Raw genomic sequence first — 15,955 nt, forward strand, 5'->3', positions numbered from 1 at the left:
AGCCCTATTTGCAGAGAAAAGTCGGCTGTCCCGCGCCGACCGCCCGGTCACCGTCGCGGTGACGGGCTCCGGCCGCCCCGTTCACCACGGCTGCGGCGAGCGAATCGGCCTCCCGTTCCCGCTCCAGCATCCGGCGCAGCGGGCCCTCCTCCGCCGCCAGCTCGGCGTACGGTCCGCGCTGGACGGCCCGCCCCCCGTCCAGGACGATCACCTCGTCGACGGCGTCGAGGCCGTACAGCCGGTGGGTGATGAGGACGGTGGTACGGCCCTCGGTGGCCCGCAGCAGGTCGTCGGTGAGCGCGTCGGCGGTGGTGAGGTCCAGGTGTTCGGCCGGCTCGTCCAGGAGGAGGACCGGGAAGTCCGCCAGGAGGGCCCGCGCGAGCGCGAGCCGCTGGCGCTGGCCGCCGGAGAGCCGGGCGCCGTGTTCGCCCACGAGGGTGTCCATCCCCCGCGGCAGTGCCTCCACCCAGTCGAGCAGCCGGGCCCGCCGCAGCGCCTCGCGCAACTCCCCGTCGTCCGCGCCGACCCCGGCGAGCCGCAGGTTCTCGCGGACGGAGCTGTCGAAGAGGTGCGCGTCCTGGGCACAGAGGCCGACGAGGCGCCGTACCGCGTCCCCCTCCAGCTCCCGGGCGGGCACACCGCCGATCCGGTACGTGCCCTCCTCCACGTCCAGGAACCGCAGCAGCACCTGGGCGAGCGTGGTCTTCCCGGAGCCGGATGCGCCGACGACGGCGACCCGGCGCCCGGCCTCCAGGGTGAGGCCGAAACCGGCGAGCGCCGGACGCTCCTGACCGGCGTACCGGGCGGAGACCCCGGTCAGCTCCAGCGGGAACGGCCCCTCGGGAGGCGCGACGGGCGTCCTCGGCTCGTGTACGGGCACGGGGGCGTCGAGCACGTCGAGGACCCGCTCGGCGCTGTGCTTGACGCGCTGCCGGTACTGAACGGCGAGCGGCAGCCCGGTCACGGCCTCGAAGGCGGCGAGGGGCGTCAGGACGACCACGGCGAGGGACACCCCGTCGAGCCGTCCGTCCCGTACGGCCTGGACGCCGACGACCGCGGCGGCCACGACCGTGAGGCCGCAGACCAGGGCGGAGAGCCCGGCGCCGAGCGCGGTGGCCGCGGCCTGCCGGGCGGCGATGCCGGTGAGCGTCCGGTCGACCGCCCGGGTCCGCTCGACACGGCTCCGCAGGGCGCCGGCCACCGTCAGCTCGGCGCAACCGCGGAGCAGGTCGGCCACGGCGGACGCCAGGGCGCCGCGCGCGGGGGCGAGCCGCCGTCCGGTCCGGCGGGCGAGGGCCCCGCCGACCGCGGGTACGGCGGTCCCCGCGACCAGCAGGCCCACGGCGAGGACGGCACCGGCCTCGGGCAGCAGCCAGGTGGTGAACCCGGTGGACACGACGCCCACGACGAGCGCGGTGCCCGCCGGGAGCAGCCACCGCAGCCAGTAGTCCTGGAGCGCGTCGACGTCCTGGACGAGCCGGGCGAGCAGGTCGCCGCGGCCGGTGCGCCGCAGTCCGGCGGGGGTGATCCGTTCCAGCCGCCGGTAGACGGAGACCCGCAGGTCGGCGAGCATCCGCAGGACGGCGTCGTGCGAGACGAGCCGTTCGGCGTACCGGAAGACGGCCCGGCCGATGCCGAAGGCGCGCGTGGCGGTGACCGCCATCATCAGGTGGAGCACGGGCGGCTGTTCGGAGGCCCGGGAGATGAGCCAGCCGGACACGGCCATGAGTCCGACGGCGGAACCGAGGGCGAGGCTTCCGAGCGACAGGGCGAGCGTCATGCGTCCCTTGAGCGCCCCCGCCATGTCCCGGACCCGCCGCAGCACACCGCGCGGGGCCGTGGCGCCGACCGGGCCGCGCGGTTCACCGTCGACGGTTCCGTCCACGCCGGTCCGGGCACCCGTACCGGCCGGGTCCGGCCCGGTCCCCTCGGCCGTGCCGTCCCCGTCGGCGGCCGTCGCCGCGCCGACGTCACCGGCCGCGTCCGGCGTCCCGTCCGGACCGGCACCGCCGGCGGTGACCGACCCGTCGGCCGCGGCCGTTGCGGCGGCAGCCGGGCCCGCCAGGCTCACCACCCGGTCCGCCACCGCGAGGAGCGCCGGACGGTGGACCACCAGCAGAACCGTCCGGCCGGCCGCGAGGCGCCGGACCGCGTCGACCACGCCCGCCTCCGTCTCGCCGTCCAGCGCGGCCGTGGGCTCGTCGAGCAGCAACAGGGGCCGGTCGGCCAGGAAGGCACGGGCGAGCGCGAGCCGCTGCCGCTGTCCCGCCGAGAGCCCGGCACCGTCCTCGCCGAGCAGGGTCTCGGTCCCGTCCGGGAGACCCGCGACGAACCCGTCCGCCCCCGCGTCGCGCAGGGCCTCCCGGACCGCTTCGTCGGTGGCGTCCGGGCGGGCAAGGCGTACGTTCTCGGCGATCGTCCCCGCGAAGAGGTACGGACGCTGCGGCACCCAGGCGATCCGCGAACGCCACTCCTCCGCGTCGAGCGCCGCGAGGTCCCGGCCGCCGACCCGCACGGAACCGCCCGGTTCCGGGGCTGTGAAGCCGAGGACCACGTCGAGCAGCGTCGACTTCCCGGCGCCGCTCGGTCCGACCAGGGCCACCGTCTCGCCCGGCTCGACGGTCAGCGTCACCGCGTCGAGCGACGGTTCGGTCCGTCCGGCGTGGCGCACCGTCACGGTGTCCAGTTCCAGGCGCACGGAGTCCGGCACCGCCCCCGTGCCGCCCTCCCGGACCGGCCGCTCCAGGACGGCGAAGATCTCCTCCGCGGCGGCGAGCCCCTCCGCGGCCGCGTGGTACTGCGCCCCCACCTGCCGCAGTGGGAGGTACGCCTCGGGGGCCAGGATCAGGATGACGAGTCCGGTGGAGAGGTCGAGACCGCCGTGGACCAGTCGCATGCCGATGGTCACGGCGACCAGGGCGACGGACAGCGTGGCGAGCAGTTCGAGGGCGAAGGAGGAGAGGAAGGCGATCCGCAGCGTGCGCATCGTCGCCTGCCGGTACGCGGAGGTGATCGCGCGGATCGACTCGGCCTGGGCCTTCGCCCGGCCGAAGATCTTGAGGGTGGGCAGACCTGCCACCACGTCCAGGAAGTGACCGGAGAGCCGCGAGAGCAGCTTCCACTGCCGGTCCGTCCGGGCCTGGGTGTACCAGCCGATGAGGACCATGAAGAGCGGGATGAGCGGCAGCGTGACGACGATGATCGCCGCCGACACCCAGTCCTCGGTGACGATCCGGGCCAGGACCGCCACCGGCACGACCACCGCGAGTCCCAGCTGGGGCAGGTAGCGGGCGAAGTAGTCGTCGAGCGCGTCCACGCCCCGCGTCGCGAGGGCGATCAGCGAACCGGTCCGCTGACCGCCGAGCCACCCGGGACCGAGGGCGGCGGCGCGGACGAGGAGCCGGCCGCGTAGTTCGGACTTGACCGCCGCGCTCGCCCGGTGGGCGGCGAGTTCGGTCAGCCAGGAGACCACCCCCCGCGCCACCGCCACTCCGGCGAGCAGCAGCAGGGGGGTGGCCAGGGCGGACACCGGCCGGCCCTCCTGGAAGGCCCCCACCACGATCTCGGCGATGAGCATCGCCTGGGCGACGACCAGCGCCGCTCCGAGGAGGCCGAGCACGACCACCGCGATCAGGAAGAGACGGGTGGCCCTGGCGTACCGGAGCAGACGCGGATCGATCGGTTTCACGTGAAACATGCCCCTCTGGTGAGCGTCGGCCTGGTTTCCACGGCGGTCCTCAGTGGGCGTCGGCGATGTGCTGCGTGCCGATCCGCTTGCGGAACACCCAGTAGGTCCAGCTCTGGTAGAGCAGCACCAGCGGGGTCGCGATCGCGGCGCACCACGTCATGATCTTGAGCGTGTACGGGCTCGACGAGGCGTTCGTCACGGTCAGGCTCCACGCCGAGTCGAGCGAGGACGGCATGACGTCCGGGAAGAGCGCGAGGAAGAGCATCGCCACCGAGGCGGCGATCGTGATCCCCGAGAGCGCGAACGACCAGCCCTCGCGCCCCGCTCCGATGGCGACGATCGCGCCGACGAGCGCCACCGCCGCGACCGCCGTCGCCATCAGGCTCCAGCCGTTCCCCGTGTGGACCTGGGTCCAGATCAGGAAGGCGAGCGCGAGCACCGCCGTGACCGGCCCCAGCCTGAGCGCGAGCGCGCGTGCCCGGACCCGGATGTCCCCGACCGTCTTGAGCGAGGCGAAGACCGCGCCGTGGAAGGTGAACAGGGTGAGCGTGACCAGGCCGCCGAGGAGCGCGTACGGGTTGAGCAGGTCCCCGAGGGTGCCGACGTATTCCATGTCCCCGTCGATCCGCACGCCCCGGACGATGTTGCCGAAGGCCACGCCCCAGAGGAACGCGGGCAGCAGTGAGGTCCAGAAGATGGCCTGCTCCCAGTTGCGCTGCCACTTCTCCCCGGACCGCTTGGCCCGGTACTCGAAGGCGACGCCCCGGATGATCAGGCAGACCAGAATGAGCAGCAACGGCAGGTAGAAGCCCGAGAACAGCGTCGCGTACCACTCGGGGAACGCGGCGAAGGTCGCGCCGCCGGCGGTGAGCAGCCACACCTCGTTGCCGTCCCAGACGGGGCCGATGGTGTTGATGAGGACCCGCTTCTCGACCCGGTCGCGGGCGAGCAGCTTGGTCAGGACACCGATCCCGAAGTCGAACCCTTCGAGGAAGAAGTAGCCGGTCCAGAGGACGGCGATGAGTACGAACCAGACGTCGTGGAGTTCCATGCCTCGATCTCCTGAGCCTCAGTACGAGAAGGCCATGGGCCGGTCGGGGTCACGGGTGTCCCCGCCGATCCTGGTGGGCGGGTTGAGGTCGTCGTCGGTCAGCTCGGGCGGCCCCGCCTTGACGTACTTGACGAGGAGCCTGACCTCGACGACCGCGAGGACGGCGTAGAGCAGGGTGAAGACGAGCATGGAGGTGAGGACCTCGCCCTGGGAGACACCGGGGGAGACGGCGTCACGGGTGCGCAGCACGCCGTAGACCACCCACGGCTGGCGGCCCATCTCGGTGAAGATCCAGCCCCAGGAGTTGGCGATCAGCGGGAAGAGCATCGTCCAGAGGGCGACGATCCAGTACCAGCGGCCGATCCGGTGGCTGAGGGCCTTGTTCTTGAAGAGGACCAGGTTCGGCACCTCGTCCTCGCCCGTCCGCAGCCCCGGCGCCAGCATGAACTTCTTCCGGGTCAGCCAGAGGCCGATCATGCCCAGGGTCAGGGAGGCCATGCCGAAGCCGATCATCCAGCGGAAGCCCCAGTAGGCGACGGGGATGTTGGGCCGGTAGTCGCCGGGGCCGTACTTCTCCTGCTCGGCCTTGTTGACGTCGTTGATGCCGGGCACGTACGAGCTGAAGTCGTCGTTCGCGAGGAAGGAGAGCAGCCCGGGGACCTCGACGGCGACCTTGTTGTGGCCCTTGTCGACGTCTCCGTAGGCGAAGATCGAGAAGGGCGCGGGGGCCTCCCCGTCCCAGAGCGCCTCGGCGGCGGCCATCTTCATCGGCTGCTGCTTGAACATGACCTTGCCGAGCAGGTCGCCGCTGACGGCGGTGCCGAGACCGGCGATGATCAGGGTGATCAGACCGAGCCGCAGGGAGGTCCGCATCACCGGGATGTGCTTCTTGCGCGCCAGGTGGAAGGCGGATATGCCGACCATGAACGCGCCGCCGACCAGGAAGGCCGCCGTGATGGTGTGGCAGAACTGGGCGACGGCGGTGTTCTGGGTGAGCACGTGCCAGAAGTCGGTGAGTTCCGCCCGGCCGCGCTCCTTGTTGATCCGGTAGCCCACGGGGTGCTGCATCCAGGAGTTGGCCGCCAGGATGAAGTACGCGGAGAGGACCGTGCCGATCGACACCATCCACATGCAGCCGAGGTGGATCTTCTTCGGCAGCTTGTCCCAGCCGAAGATCCACAGGCCGATGAAGGTCGACTCGAAGAAGAAGGCGATGAGCGCCTCGAAGGCGAGCGGGGCACCGAAGATGTCACCGACGAAACGCGAGTAGTCGGACCAGTTCATGCCGAACTGGAACTCCTGCACGATGCCGGTGACCACGCCCATGGCGATGTTGATCAGGAAGAGCTTGCCCCAGAACTTCGTCGCCCTGAGGTACTTCTCGTTCTCCGTCCGCACCCAGGCCGTCTGGAGCCCTGCGGTGAGGGCGGCCAGGGAGATCGTCAGGGGGACGAAGAGGAAGTGGTAGACGGTGGTGATGCCGAACTGCCAACGCGCCAGAGTCTCTGGCGCAAGAGCGAGGTCCACGTCGGTCTCTCCTTACATCGCCGTGGTCATATCGGCGGTTCGCCCTCCCATACCGGCCGTACCGGCATGAACAGGACATGCTTGTGAACGCGTTCACATTCACAAGCATTATGGCTCACATGAAATCCGTACTTGTCTTCGGGGTCCCCGCCGGGGACGTCTCTTTCCTCACATCCGGCCCCGCACGGAAGAGCCCCCGCGAGCGGGATCGCTCGCGGGGGCCGGGGCTCGGGGCCCGTACCGGGTCCCGGAAACCTGACGCGTCGGGTCGCCGGGGGGCCGGCCGGGCCGTTCCTCAGAGCTCCTTGCGGAAGCCCTCGGCCGCCTGGAGGAAGAGGTCGTTCGCCTCTCCCTCGCCGATCGTGACGCGCACGCCCTCGCCCGCGAAGGGCCGCACCACCACTCCGTGCCGCTCGCACGTCGCCGCGAAGTCCGCCGTCCGCTCGCCGAGCCGCAGCCAGACGAAGTTCGCCTGGGTGTCCGGCACGGTCCAGCCCTGGGCCACCAGCGCCGCGTGGACCCGCTCGCGCTCGGTCACCAGCGATCCGACCCGGCCCAGCAGCTCGTCCTCGGCCCGCAGCGAGGCCACCGCCGCGTCCTGCGCCAGCTGGCTCACGCCGAACGGCACGGCCGTTTTACGCAGCGCCGCCGCCACCGGCTCGTGGGCGATCGCGAAGCCGACCCGCAGTCCGGCCAGGCCGTACGCCTTGGAGAAGGTCCGCAGCACGGCGACGTTGGGGCGGTCTCGGTACAGCTCGACGCCGTCCGGGACCTCGGCGTCGCGCACGAACTCCCGGTACGCCTCGTCGAGCACGACCAGGACGTCGGAGGGCACCCGGTCGAGGAACCGCTCCAGCTCGGCCCGGCGCACGGCGGTTCCCGTGGGATTGTTCGGATTGCAGACGAAGATCAACCGGGTCCGGTCGGTGATCGCCTCCGCCATCGCGTCGAGGTCGTGCACCTCGCCGTCGGTCAGCGGCACCCGCACCGAGGTGGCCCCGCTGATCTGCGTGATGATCGGGTACGCCTCAAAAGAGCGCCAGGCGTAGATCACCTCGTCGCCCGGTCCCGAGGTGGCCTGGATCAGCGACTGCGCGATCCCGACCGAGCCGGTGCCCGTGGCCAGGTGGGAGACGGGCACGCCGAAGCGCTCGGCCAGCTCCGCCATCAGACCGGTGCAGGCCATGTCGGGGTACCTGTGGAAGGTGTCGGCGGCGGCCACCACGCTCTCCAGGACCCCCGGCAGCGGCGGATAGGGGTTCTCGTTGGAGGACAGCTTGAAGGCCACGGGGCCGCCCTGGGCGGCCGGCTTGCCCGGCTTGTAGGTGGGGATACCGTCCAGCTCGGCGCGCAGCCTGGGGCTGCCGGTGCTCGTCCCGCTGGTCTCGCTCACAGTGTGGCCTCCTCGACCGTACGTACCACCAATACTCCTCACCTTAAGAGGATTCGCCTCCGGTGCGAATGGGCTGTGGACAACGGGAAGGACACGCCGTGCGGTCGCGCCCGGAGCTTCCCCGACAGGGGGGAGCGCGCGCCCGGGTGGCGCGCGCCGGTGGCGAACGCCGTGGCGCGCGTCCCCCGTAGAGGTGAGTTGAGACCACTTCCCGACCGCGCCCCCTCACCAGGTCCATGCCGCTCGACGCCCGGGAAACATAGGGGCTTACCCGCAACTGCCTTTGCTTTTATGCATGTTGGATGCTTCGGATCATGCAGAAACGTGCCTGTCAACGCCCGCATATGCGGCCGTCCCGACCGTCCTCCCTCGCCCTACTATCAGCTCGCCATGACAGCAGCAGGGAAGCATCAGGTGAGCCGGGCACAGACCCGGGGAAACCGGCAGGGCCGGGCAGGCATCCGGGACGTGGCCGCCGCCGCCGGGGTCTCCATCACGACGGTCTCCGACGCGCTCAACGGGAAGGGCCGGCTCCCCGACGCCACCCGCCGCCACGTCCGCGAGGTCGCCGACCGGTTGGGTTACCGCCCGTCGGCGGCGGCCCGCACGCTCCGTACCGGCAAGTCGGGACTCATCGGCCTGACCGTGACCACGTACGGGGATGAACCTTTCACCTTCACCGAATTCGCGTACTTCGCGGAGATGGCCAGGGCGGCCACGTCGGCCGCGCTCGCGCGGGGCTACGCCCTGGTCATCCTCCCCGCCACCTCCCGCCACGACGTCTGGTCGAACGTCGCCCTCGACGGCACCGTCGTCATCGACCCCTCCGACCACGACCCGGTCGTCACCGAACTGGTCCGCCAGGGCCTCCCCGTCGTCTCCGACGGGCGCCCCGCCGGCACCCTTCCGGTCACCGCCTGGGTCGACAACGACCACGAAGCCGCCGTCCTCGACCTGCTCGACCACCTCGCCGACGCCGGTGCCCGCCGCATCGGCCTCCTGACCGGCACCACCACCGACACGTACACCCGCCTCTCCACCACCGCGTACCTCAACTGGTGCGCGCGCGTGGGGCAGGACCCCGTCTACGAGTCGTATCCGGCGCACGATCCGTGCGCGGGCGCCGTCGCGGCCGACCGGCTGCTCGCCCGCCCGGACCGTCCCGACGCCGTGTACGGCCTCTTCGACCCCAACGGAACCGACCTCCTCGCGGCCGCGCGCCGCTACGGGCTCCGCGTCCCGGACGACCTCCTGCTGGTCTGCTGCAGCGAGTCGGCCGGCTATGCCACGACCGAACCGCCCATCACCACGCTCTCGCTCAAGCCGCGCCGGATCGGCACGGCCGTCGTCCAGCTCCTCATCGACGCCATCGAAGGGGCCGAGAGCGACGGCCCGGTCGAACAGGTGATACCCACCGAGCTCATCGTCCGCACCTCCTCGCAGCGCCGTCCGCCCCGCACGACGGTCAGCCCGCCGCGCTCGCCCGCGAAGGACTGACCTCCCGCGAACGGCCCTTCGAACACGCCGTTCCCGCCCCTGCCCCGGGGCGGGAACGGCGAAACCGAACACCACACCGGTCACGACCCTGGATCACATCTCCCCAATCCGGGCGAAACGACCGGTGAACCCGGAGTGGACCCGGATTCACCACCCTGGTGCGTCCCACAGGAGGACCCTCATTCCTATGATGGGCGGACGACACCGCGGACCACCCCGACCAGGCCGGTCCGCGATGTGCAGGGCATCGCGACGGTGGTGGAGGGGTCGATGACTCAGGGGGCCGGTCAGGAGCCCGTGGTACGCACGGCGACACTGCGTGACTTCCGCGTACCGCCGTACGCGCGCGTACCCGTACAGGGCCATGCCGCCGAACCGTCGGCCCCGCGGCCTCCGTCGGCGGCCGGGCCGGTGGAACACCCGTACGCGGAGCATGCGCGCCCGGAGCCGTCGCACACGTCCCCTCACGCGGAGTCGTCACCGCCGGGCCCCTCGTACGCGGAGCCCCCGCACGGCGCGCACCCGGCACCGGGCCAGGCACCGCCCCCGCCCACCGTGCCCGCCGGGCACCCCGCCGCGGCGATCCGCCAGGACCCCGCCGGAACCCTTCCCCCCGTCGCGTCCTCCCCCGTCGAGGCCGTGCCGCTCCCGGCGCGCGAAGCCGCGCGGCAGCCGGCCGCGCCCCCGGCCACAACGCCGCGGGCCGTCGCGCCCCTGCCCGCCGATCCGACCCTGCGCCTGGGCCACCGCACCGCGCCCGCGCGCACCGACTCGGACGGCACGGACGCCGGCTCCTCCGCCGTTCCCACCGCCTCCGTGCCCGCCGAGCACTCCGGCCACCCCGGCAACGCCTTCCCCGAGGGCGAGGTCCCCGAGGGCTACACGCCGACCGAACGCGACCTGCCCGTCATCAACCGGGGCGACACCGTCCAGGTCCACGTCACCCCCGCGCCCGCCCCCGCCGGCGAGCCCGCGTCCGGCGAAGGCCCCGGCCCCCTCTTCGTCGTCGGCGACGTCCACGGCTACCTCGACGAACTCCTCGTGGCGCTCCGCGCCCAGGGCCTCGTCGACGAGAACGGCGGCTGGGCCGCGGGCAACGCCCGTCTCTGGTTCCTCGGCGACTTCACCGACCGCGGCCCCGACGGCATCGGCGTCATCGACCTGGTCATGCGTCTCTCCGCCGAGGCCGCCGCCGCCGGCGGCTACTGCAAGGCCCTCATGGGCAACCACGAGCTGCTGCTCCTCGGCGCCAAGCGTTTCGGCGACACCCCGGTCAACTCCGGAGCGGGCACCGCCACCTTCCAGGCCGCCTGGCTGCTCAACGGCGGCCAGAAGCAGGACATGGACCGGCTCCAGGACGTCCACCTCCAGTGGATGTCGCGGCTCGACGCCGTGGTGCTGGAGGACAACCACCTCCTCGTGCACTCGGACACCACCGCGTACCTCGAATACGGCGAGACCATCGAGGACGTCAACGAAACCGTCCACGAGATCCTCAACCGGAACGACGCCGACGAGGTCTGGGACGTCTTCCGGAAGTTCACCAAGCGCTTCGCGTTCCGTGACGACGGCGGCCCCCAGGCCGTCCAGGAGCTGCTCTCCACCTACGGCGGCCACCGGATCGTGCACGGCCACAGCCCGATCCCCTACCTCCTCGGCCAGGTCGGTACCGAGGACGGCGAGGAGAACGCGCGCCCGGCCGTCGTCGGACCGCACGTCTACGCCGACGGACTCGCGATCGCGATGGACGGCGGAGTGACCATGGCCGGAAAACTACTGGTGGTCCAACTCCCCCTGACCGACTGACCTATCACCCTGCGCATCCGAGAAGGGCGATTTCCGGAAACACCCTGTCAGCCCGTGGCACCGTCGCCCTACCATCGGGTCCATCCGTAGCAGGCTCTCCTCCGTTTCCGCCCGACCCACCGTATTCCCACGGCTGAACCGGGCCTACGGAGCATCGGGGGATGCACATGAACGTGGCTCCGCACCTGCTGACCGAGGACCGCGCCGAGTACGAGCGGGTCCTCGACGACGCACTGAGCACCGCCCACGCACGTCCGGAACTCGCCGGGGTGGGCACCCGGCTCACGACCGCGCAACTGCGGGCGATGACGCTGAACGCGACAGCTCTGGTCACCTCCGCCGCCGCGAACGAGTACGACCACTTCGTCAGGGTCCGAGAGCGGAGCCGCGCGTCCGCCGGGACCCGTACCCCGCCCCCGTACGACCTCCCCGGGCCCGGCGCGGGCGTCGTCGCGATCGTCACCGTCATGGTCCCCGTCCTCGCGGGCACCGCCGCCGCCGTCCTCCTCCTGGTCGGAGCGGTGCTGCGCGCCCTCGCCCCCACCGTGGCGTTCGGCGCGACGCTGCTGACGGCCGGGCTGGTCTTCGGCTCCCTCGCCGCCGCCGGCCTGCTCTGCGCCGGCGCCGGGCTCCTCGTGACGGCCCTGCGCAACAGTCCGGTCGCGGTGAACGCGGGCGGCCCGCCCACCGCTCCGGACGACGAGCTCTCCCGTGCCCGCGAGACCTGGCGCCTCGCACTGCTCGAACGCGGCATCCTCCCCTTCCTCCGGGACGCCCTCGCCGCCACCGATCCCGCCGAACCCTGAGGAGACGGCGGGCCGGCCGACGCACCCGAGGCCGCCGACCGGCCCGCCGGATCAGTCCGCCAGCGGCAGGTAGACGCGGCCGCCGCCCGCCGCGAACTCCCGGGACTTCTGCGCCATGCCGGCCTCGATCTCCTGTTCCGTACCGCCGTGCTCACGGCGGATGTCCTGGGAGATCTTCATCGAGCAGAACTTCGGGCCGCACATCGAGCAGAAGTGCGCGGTCTTCGCGGGCTCCGCCGGCAGCGTCTCGTCGTGGAACTCGCGTGCGGTGTCCGGGTCGAGCGCCAGGTTGAACTGGTCCTCCCAGCGGAACTCGAAGCGCGCGTCCGAGAGCGCGTCGTCCCACTCCTGCGCGCCCGGATGCCCCTTGGCGAGGTCCGCCGCGTGGGCCGCGATCTTGTACGTGATGACACCGGTCTTGACGTCGTCGCGGTTGGGCAGGCCCAGGTGTTCCTTGGGCGTCACGTAGCAGAGCATCGCCGTGCCCCACCAGGCGATCATCGCCGCGCCGATGCCGGAGGTGATGTGGTCGTACGCGGGCGCCACGTCCGTCGTCAGCGGGCCGAGGGTGTAGAACGGCGCCTCCTCGCAGATCTCCTGCTGGAGGTCGATGTTCTCCTTGATCTTGTGCATCGGGACGTGTCCCGGACCCTCGATCATCGTCTGCACGTGGTGCCGCTTGGCGATGGTGTTCAGCTCGCCGAGCGTGCGCAGCTCCGCGAACTGCGCCTCGTCGTTGGCGTCCGCGATCGAACCGGGGCGCAGGCCGTCGCCGAGCGAGTACGTGACGTCGTACGCCGCCAGGATCTCGCAGAGCTCCTCGAAGTGCGTGTAGAGGAAGTTCTCCTTGTGGTGCGCGAGGCACCAGGCGGCCATGATCGAGCCGCCGCGCGAGACGATGCCGGTCTTGCGGCGCGCGGTGAGCGGCACGTACGGCAGGAGTACGCCGGCGTGCACCGTCATGTAGTCCACGCCCTGCTCGGCCTGTTCGATCACCGTGTCCTTGTAGATCTCCCAGCTCAGCTCCTCGGCCCTGCCGTCCACCTTCTCCAGGGCCTGGTAGAGCGGCACGGTGCCGATCGGCACGGGAGAGTTGCGCAGCACCCACTCGCGGGTGGTGTGGATGTTGCGGCCGGTGGACAGGTCCATGACCGTGTCGGCGCCCCACTTGGTCGCCCAGGTCATCTTCTCCACCTCCTCCTCGATGGAGGAGGTGACGGCGGAGTTGCCGATGTTGGCGTTGACCTTCACCAGGAATCGCTTGCCGATGATCATCGGCTCGATCTCCGGGTGGTTGACGTTCGCCGGGAGCACGGCCCGGCCCGCGGCGATCTCCTCCCACACGACCTCGGGGGAGACGTTCTCCCGGATCGCGACGTACTCCATCTCTGGCGTGATCTCGCCACGGCGGGCGTACGCGAGCTGCGTCACCGCCCGGCCCTCGCGGCCCCGGCGGGGCAGGCGTGGGCGGCCGGGGAAGACGGCGTCGAGGTTCTTGAGGCCGCCGCCGCGCGGCGAGGTGTGCTTGATGCCGTCGTCCTCGGGGCGGGCCGGGCGGCCCGCGTACTCCTCGGTGTCACCGCGCGCGACGATCCAGTTCTCGCGCAGCGGCGGAAGGCCCCGCCGCACGTCGGTGTCGACGGCCGGGTCGGTGTACGGGCCGGACGTGTCGTACAGCGTGACGTCCCTGCCGTTGGTGAGGTGCACCTGACGGACCGGCACCCGCAGATCGGGGCGCGAGCCCTGGACGTACCCCTTGTGCCAGCCCGGCGTGCGCTGCTGTCCGTCGGCCCGGTTCTGGTCGGAGGCAGGCGTGCGTGCGTCCTGAATGGTCATGAGACCGAATCTCCCTACGCCGGCATTACCCGGTAACAGGTTCGGCGGTCGGCGCAGCCCTTCCCGTACGTACGTCGGTACGCGCGTACGGTGATCAGCGCCCTCTCAGCCCGGTGCTCCGAGCTCCCGCGTGTGCAAAGGTGCCACCACGCTAACGCCCTTCCGGGCGTGCTGAACAGTGGGCCTCCGGCGTTCTTGCGATGATCGGTCGGTGACTTTCCCCCAGCAGAGCCCCGAGCCGCACGACCACACCCACGGCCCGGCTCCCTCCCACGGCCCCGGGCACGGGAGCGGAACCGGGCACGACCGGGGATCCGGACACGGACACAGCCACAGTCACGGCCCCGCCGCTCCGGTCTCCCGGCACCTGCGCAAGGTCATCGCCGCCGTCCTGATCCCCTTCGCCACCGCCGTCGTGGTCGGGCTCGCGGTCCTGTGGCCCGGCGGCGCCCCCGCGCACGAACGCACGGGCGTCGGTTTCGACCGGCGGACCGAGCAGGGCCGGGTCGTCTCCGTCGAGTCCGTCGACTGCAAGGTCGTGAACGTCGGCCAGGTCCCGCCGACCGGGGACACCTCCACCCCGGAGGGGCGCGAGGCGGTCGACGCCCAGCGGGGGCAGTGCGGGAAGGCGACGATCGAGGTCACCACCGGTCCGGACAAGGGGCGCGAGTTCACCGAGATCGTCCAGCCCGGTGCGCCGCGCCAACTGCGCGAGGGCCAGGGCGTGGTGGTGGCGTACGCCCCCGACGCCCCGCACGACCTCCAGTACTCGGTGACGGACGTGAACCGCAAGCTGCCGATGGCGCTGCTCGCCGGCGTCTTCGCCCTCGCGGTCGTGGTGGTCGGCCGGCTGCGGGGGCTCATGGCCCTGATCGCGCTGGTCGTGAGTTTCCTGGTGCTGACGTTCTTCATCCTGCCGGCGATCCTGCAGGGGTCGAACCCGCTGGTCGTGGCGGTGGTCGGATCGAGCGCGATCATGCTGATCGCGCTCTACATGTGCCACGGGCTCTCGGCTCGCACCTCGGTCGCGGTGCTCGGCACGCTGATCTCACTGCTGCTGATCGGTCTGCTCGGCTCCCTCTTCATCGGCTGGGCGTCGCTCAGCGGCAACACAGACGACAACACCGGGCTGATCCACGGGCTCTACCCGGAGATCGACATGTCCGGCCTGCTCCTGGCCGGAGTCATCATCGGGTCGCTCGGCGTGCTCGACGACGTGACGGTCACGCAGACGTCGGCCGTCTGGGAACTCCACCAGGCCGACCCGACCATGGGGCCGCGCGGGCTCTACCGGGCGGGCATCCGGATCGGCCGCGACCACATCGCCTCGGTCGTGAACACGCTGGTGCTCGCCTACGCGGGCGCCGCCCTCCCGCTGCTGCTCCTCTTCTCCATCGCGCAGAGCAGCATGGGAACGGTGGCCAACAGCGAGCTGGTCGCCGAGGAGATCGTCCGGACGCTGATCGGTTCGATCGGCCTGGTGGCGTCCGTTCCGGTCACCACGGCGCTCGCGGCCCTGGTGGTCTCCGCCGACCGTACGGAGGGCTCCCGGCAGCCGGGGACGGGCAGCCGGAACTCCGCTCCGACACGGGGCGGACGCCGCCGCCGCGCCAAGTGAGGCACCCGGCCCGGCGGCCCGACGACGGGGCTGCCCGGCACCGGGATGTCCTGGTGTCAGGGCAGCGCGTCGGCACAACGGCTAGGTGACACGACCGCCCGATGACGCGACGACGTGACGACACGACGGCTCGGTACCGAGACAGACCGACACCACCACGGGCCGACGGCGTGACGGTCCGGTGGTTCGACGGCGCGCCGGCTCGGGGGGACGGCAACGCAGAAGGTCCGGATGTCGGTACGGGTCGGATCACGCGGTGACGGAAGGGGTACGGCTCAGGCGGGCCCTGCGTTCTCCTCGGCCAGAATCCTGCCCAGCGCGGCCTCCAGGTTCCCTTCGAAGTCACCCAGTGTCCGTTCCTGACCGAGCGGAACCAGCTTGTCCGTACGGTCGAGGAACGCGACGAGAGGAGGTGCGCTGGCCCGGAAGAGGGCGCGGTCGCTGCCGACCTGGAGCCGGATGGTGACGTCCGAGAGCCGCTCGGGCTCCGTCGGGGCGATGTGCACATCGCCGTCGCCGCTCGGCCGGTTGATTCCGTCGAGCAGCAACTCCCGGCCGAAGGCCCAGGTGACGGGCGCGTCCCCGGGAAGGTGGAACGTCATGCGCACCGCGTAGGGGTCCCGGGCCTCATACCGCAGTTCGACCGGGATCTTGAAAGAGAGCTCCTCGGAGACGAGGAAGCTCATCAGGACCTCGGCCTGAACCGACTCTCGCATCATGTACCCCGCAGTAG

At 71.6% G+C, this 15,955-nt stretch carries 10 protein-coding genes and 1 riboswitch; of the genes, 4 read left to right on the top strand and 6 right to left on the bottom strand.

Translation table 11 applies throughout. The features are described from left to right. Positions 1–4: 4 nt before the first annotated feature. From cydD to hisC, 4 genes are all read right to left on the bottom strand, one after another. Positions 5–3,697: a thiol reductant ABC exporter subunit CydD gene (gene cydD / locus ACFYZY_RS06885; protein ID WP_388690183.1), complete on the bottom strand. Its 3,693-nt coding sequence runs from the start codon at positions 3,695–3,697 to the stop codon at positions 5–7. A 40-nt stretch (positions 3,698–3,737) separates the two neighbouring features. After that, a complete protein-coding gene (gene cydB, locus ACFYZY_RS06890) occupies positions 3,738–4,739 on the bottom strand; it encodes a cytochrome d ubiquinol oxidase subunit II (protein WP_388690184.1) in 1,002 nt (333 codons plus the stop codon). A gap of 18 nt (positions 4,740–4,757) precedes the next feature. Beyond that, the gene (locus ACFYZY_RS06895; protein WP_388690185.1) at positions 4,758–6,266 is read right to left on the bottom strand and encodes a cytochrome ubiquinol oxidase subunit I; all 1,509 of its coding nucleotides are present in this window, start codon (positions 6,264–6,266) and stop codon (positions 4,758–4,760) included. A gap of 295 nt (positions 6,267–6,561) precedes the next feature. Next, on the bottom strand, positions 6,562–7,659 hold the full coding sequence (hisC, locus tag ACFYZY_RS06900) for a histidinol-phosphate transaminase (protein ID WP_388690186.1): 1,098 nt from the start codon (positions 7,657–7,659) through the stop codon (positions 6,562–6,564). A gap of 390 nt (positions 7,660–8,049) precedes the next feature. Between hisC and ACFYZY_RS06905 the strand changes: the two genes are divergently transcribed. The 3 genes from ACFYZY_RS06905 to ACFYZY_RS06915 all read left to right on the top strand — a co-directional run bounded on the left by ACFYZY_RS06905 (position 8,050) and on the right by ACFYZY_RS06915 (position 11,768). Then, entirely contained in the window at positions 8,050–9,156 is a 1,107-nt protein-coding gene (locus ACFYZY_RS06905; protein WP_388690188.1) for a LacI family DNA-binding transcriptional regulator, read from the top strand. Between the two features lie 270 nt (positions 9,157–9,426). Next, positions 9,427–10,962, top strand: a complete 1,536-nt coding sequence (locus ACFYZY_RS06910; protein WP_388690189.1) for a metallophosphoesterase — start codon at positions 9,427–9,429, stop codon at positions 10,960–10,962. Between the two features lie 161 nt (positions 10,963–11,123). After that, positions 11,124–11,768: a hypothetical protein gene (locus tag ACFYZY_RS06915; RefSeq protein ID WP_388690190.1), complete on the top strand. Its 645-nt coding sequence runs from the start codon at positions 11,124–11,126 to the stop codon at positions 11,766–11,768. Positions 11,769–11,819: 51 nt separating this feature from the next. Here ACFYZY_RS06915 and thiC read toward each other — a convergent pair whose 3' ends face one another. Beyond that, positions 11,820–13,604 carry a phosphomethylpyrimidine synthase ThiC gene (thiC, locus tag ACFYZY_RS06920; RefSeq protein WP_388690192.1) on the bottom strand — a complete coding sequence of 595 codons (1,785 nt, stop codon included), beginning with the start codon at positions 13,602–13,604 and terminating at the stop codon, positions 11,820–11,822. After that, positions 13,599–13,744: riboswitch (TPP riboswitch) on the bottom strand. Its footprint overlaps the gene before it by 6 nt. A 71-nt stretch (positions 13,745–13,815) precedes the next feature. Between thiC and ACFYZY_RS06925 the strand changes: the two genes are divergently transcribed. Further along, positions 13,816–15,222: a YibE/F family protein gene (locus ACFYZY_RS06925; RefSeq protein WP_388690193.1), complete on the top strand. Its 1,407-nt coding sequence runs from the start codon at positions 13,816–13,818 to the stop codon at positions 15,220–15,222. 275 nt (positions 15,223–15,497) lie between these two features. Here the strand turns inward: ACFYZY_RS06925 and ACFYZY_RS06930 are convergent, their stop codons facing one another. Continuing rightward, on the bottom strand, positions 15,498–15,938 hold the full coding sequence (locus tag ACFYZY_RS06930; RefSeq protein ID WP_388690613.1) for an SsgA family sporulation/cell division regulator: 441 nt from the start codon (positions 15,936–15,938) through the stop codon (positions 15,498–15,500). Positions 15,939–15,955 lie beyond the last annotated feature (17 nt).

It is taken from the genome of Streptomyces sp. NPDC001744 (assembly GCF_042892575.1).
In the GTDB taxonomy this organism is placed as follows: domain Bacteria; phylum Actinomycetota; class Actinomycetes; order Streptomycetales; family Streptomycetaceae; genus Streptomyces.

Coding starts and splice junctions, on each gene's coding strand:
- thiC (WP_388690192.1), bottom strand. CDS start 13,604: ATGACCATTCAGGACGCACGCACGCCTGCCTCCGACCAGAACCGGGCC.
- cydD (WP_388690183.1), bottom strand. CDS start 3,697: ATGTTTCACGTGAAACCGATCGATCCGCGTCTGCTCCGGTACGCCAGG.
- ACFYZY_RS06910 (WP_388690189.1), top strand. CDS start 9,427: ATGACTCAGGGGGCCGGTCAGGAGCCCGTGGTACGCACGGCGACACTG.
- ACFYZY_RS06915 (WP_388690190.1), top strand. CDS start 11,124: ATGCACATGAACGTGGCTCCGCACCTGCTGACCGAGGACCGCGCCGAG.
- cydB (WP_388690184.1), bottom strand. CDS start 4,739: ATGGAACTCCACGACGTCTGGTTCGTACTCATCGCCGTCCTCTGGACC.
- ACFYZY_RS06930 (WP_388690613.1), bottom strand. CDS start 15,938: ATGCGAGAGTCGGTTCAGGCCGAGGTCCTGATGAGCTTCCTCGTCTCC.
- ACFYZY_RS06905 (WP_388690188.1), top strand. CDS start 8,050: ATGACAGCAGCAGGGAAGCATCAGGTGAGCCGGGCACAGACCCGGGGA.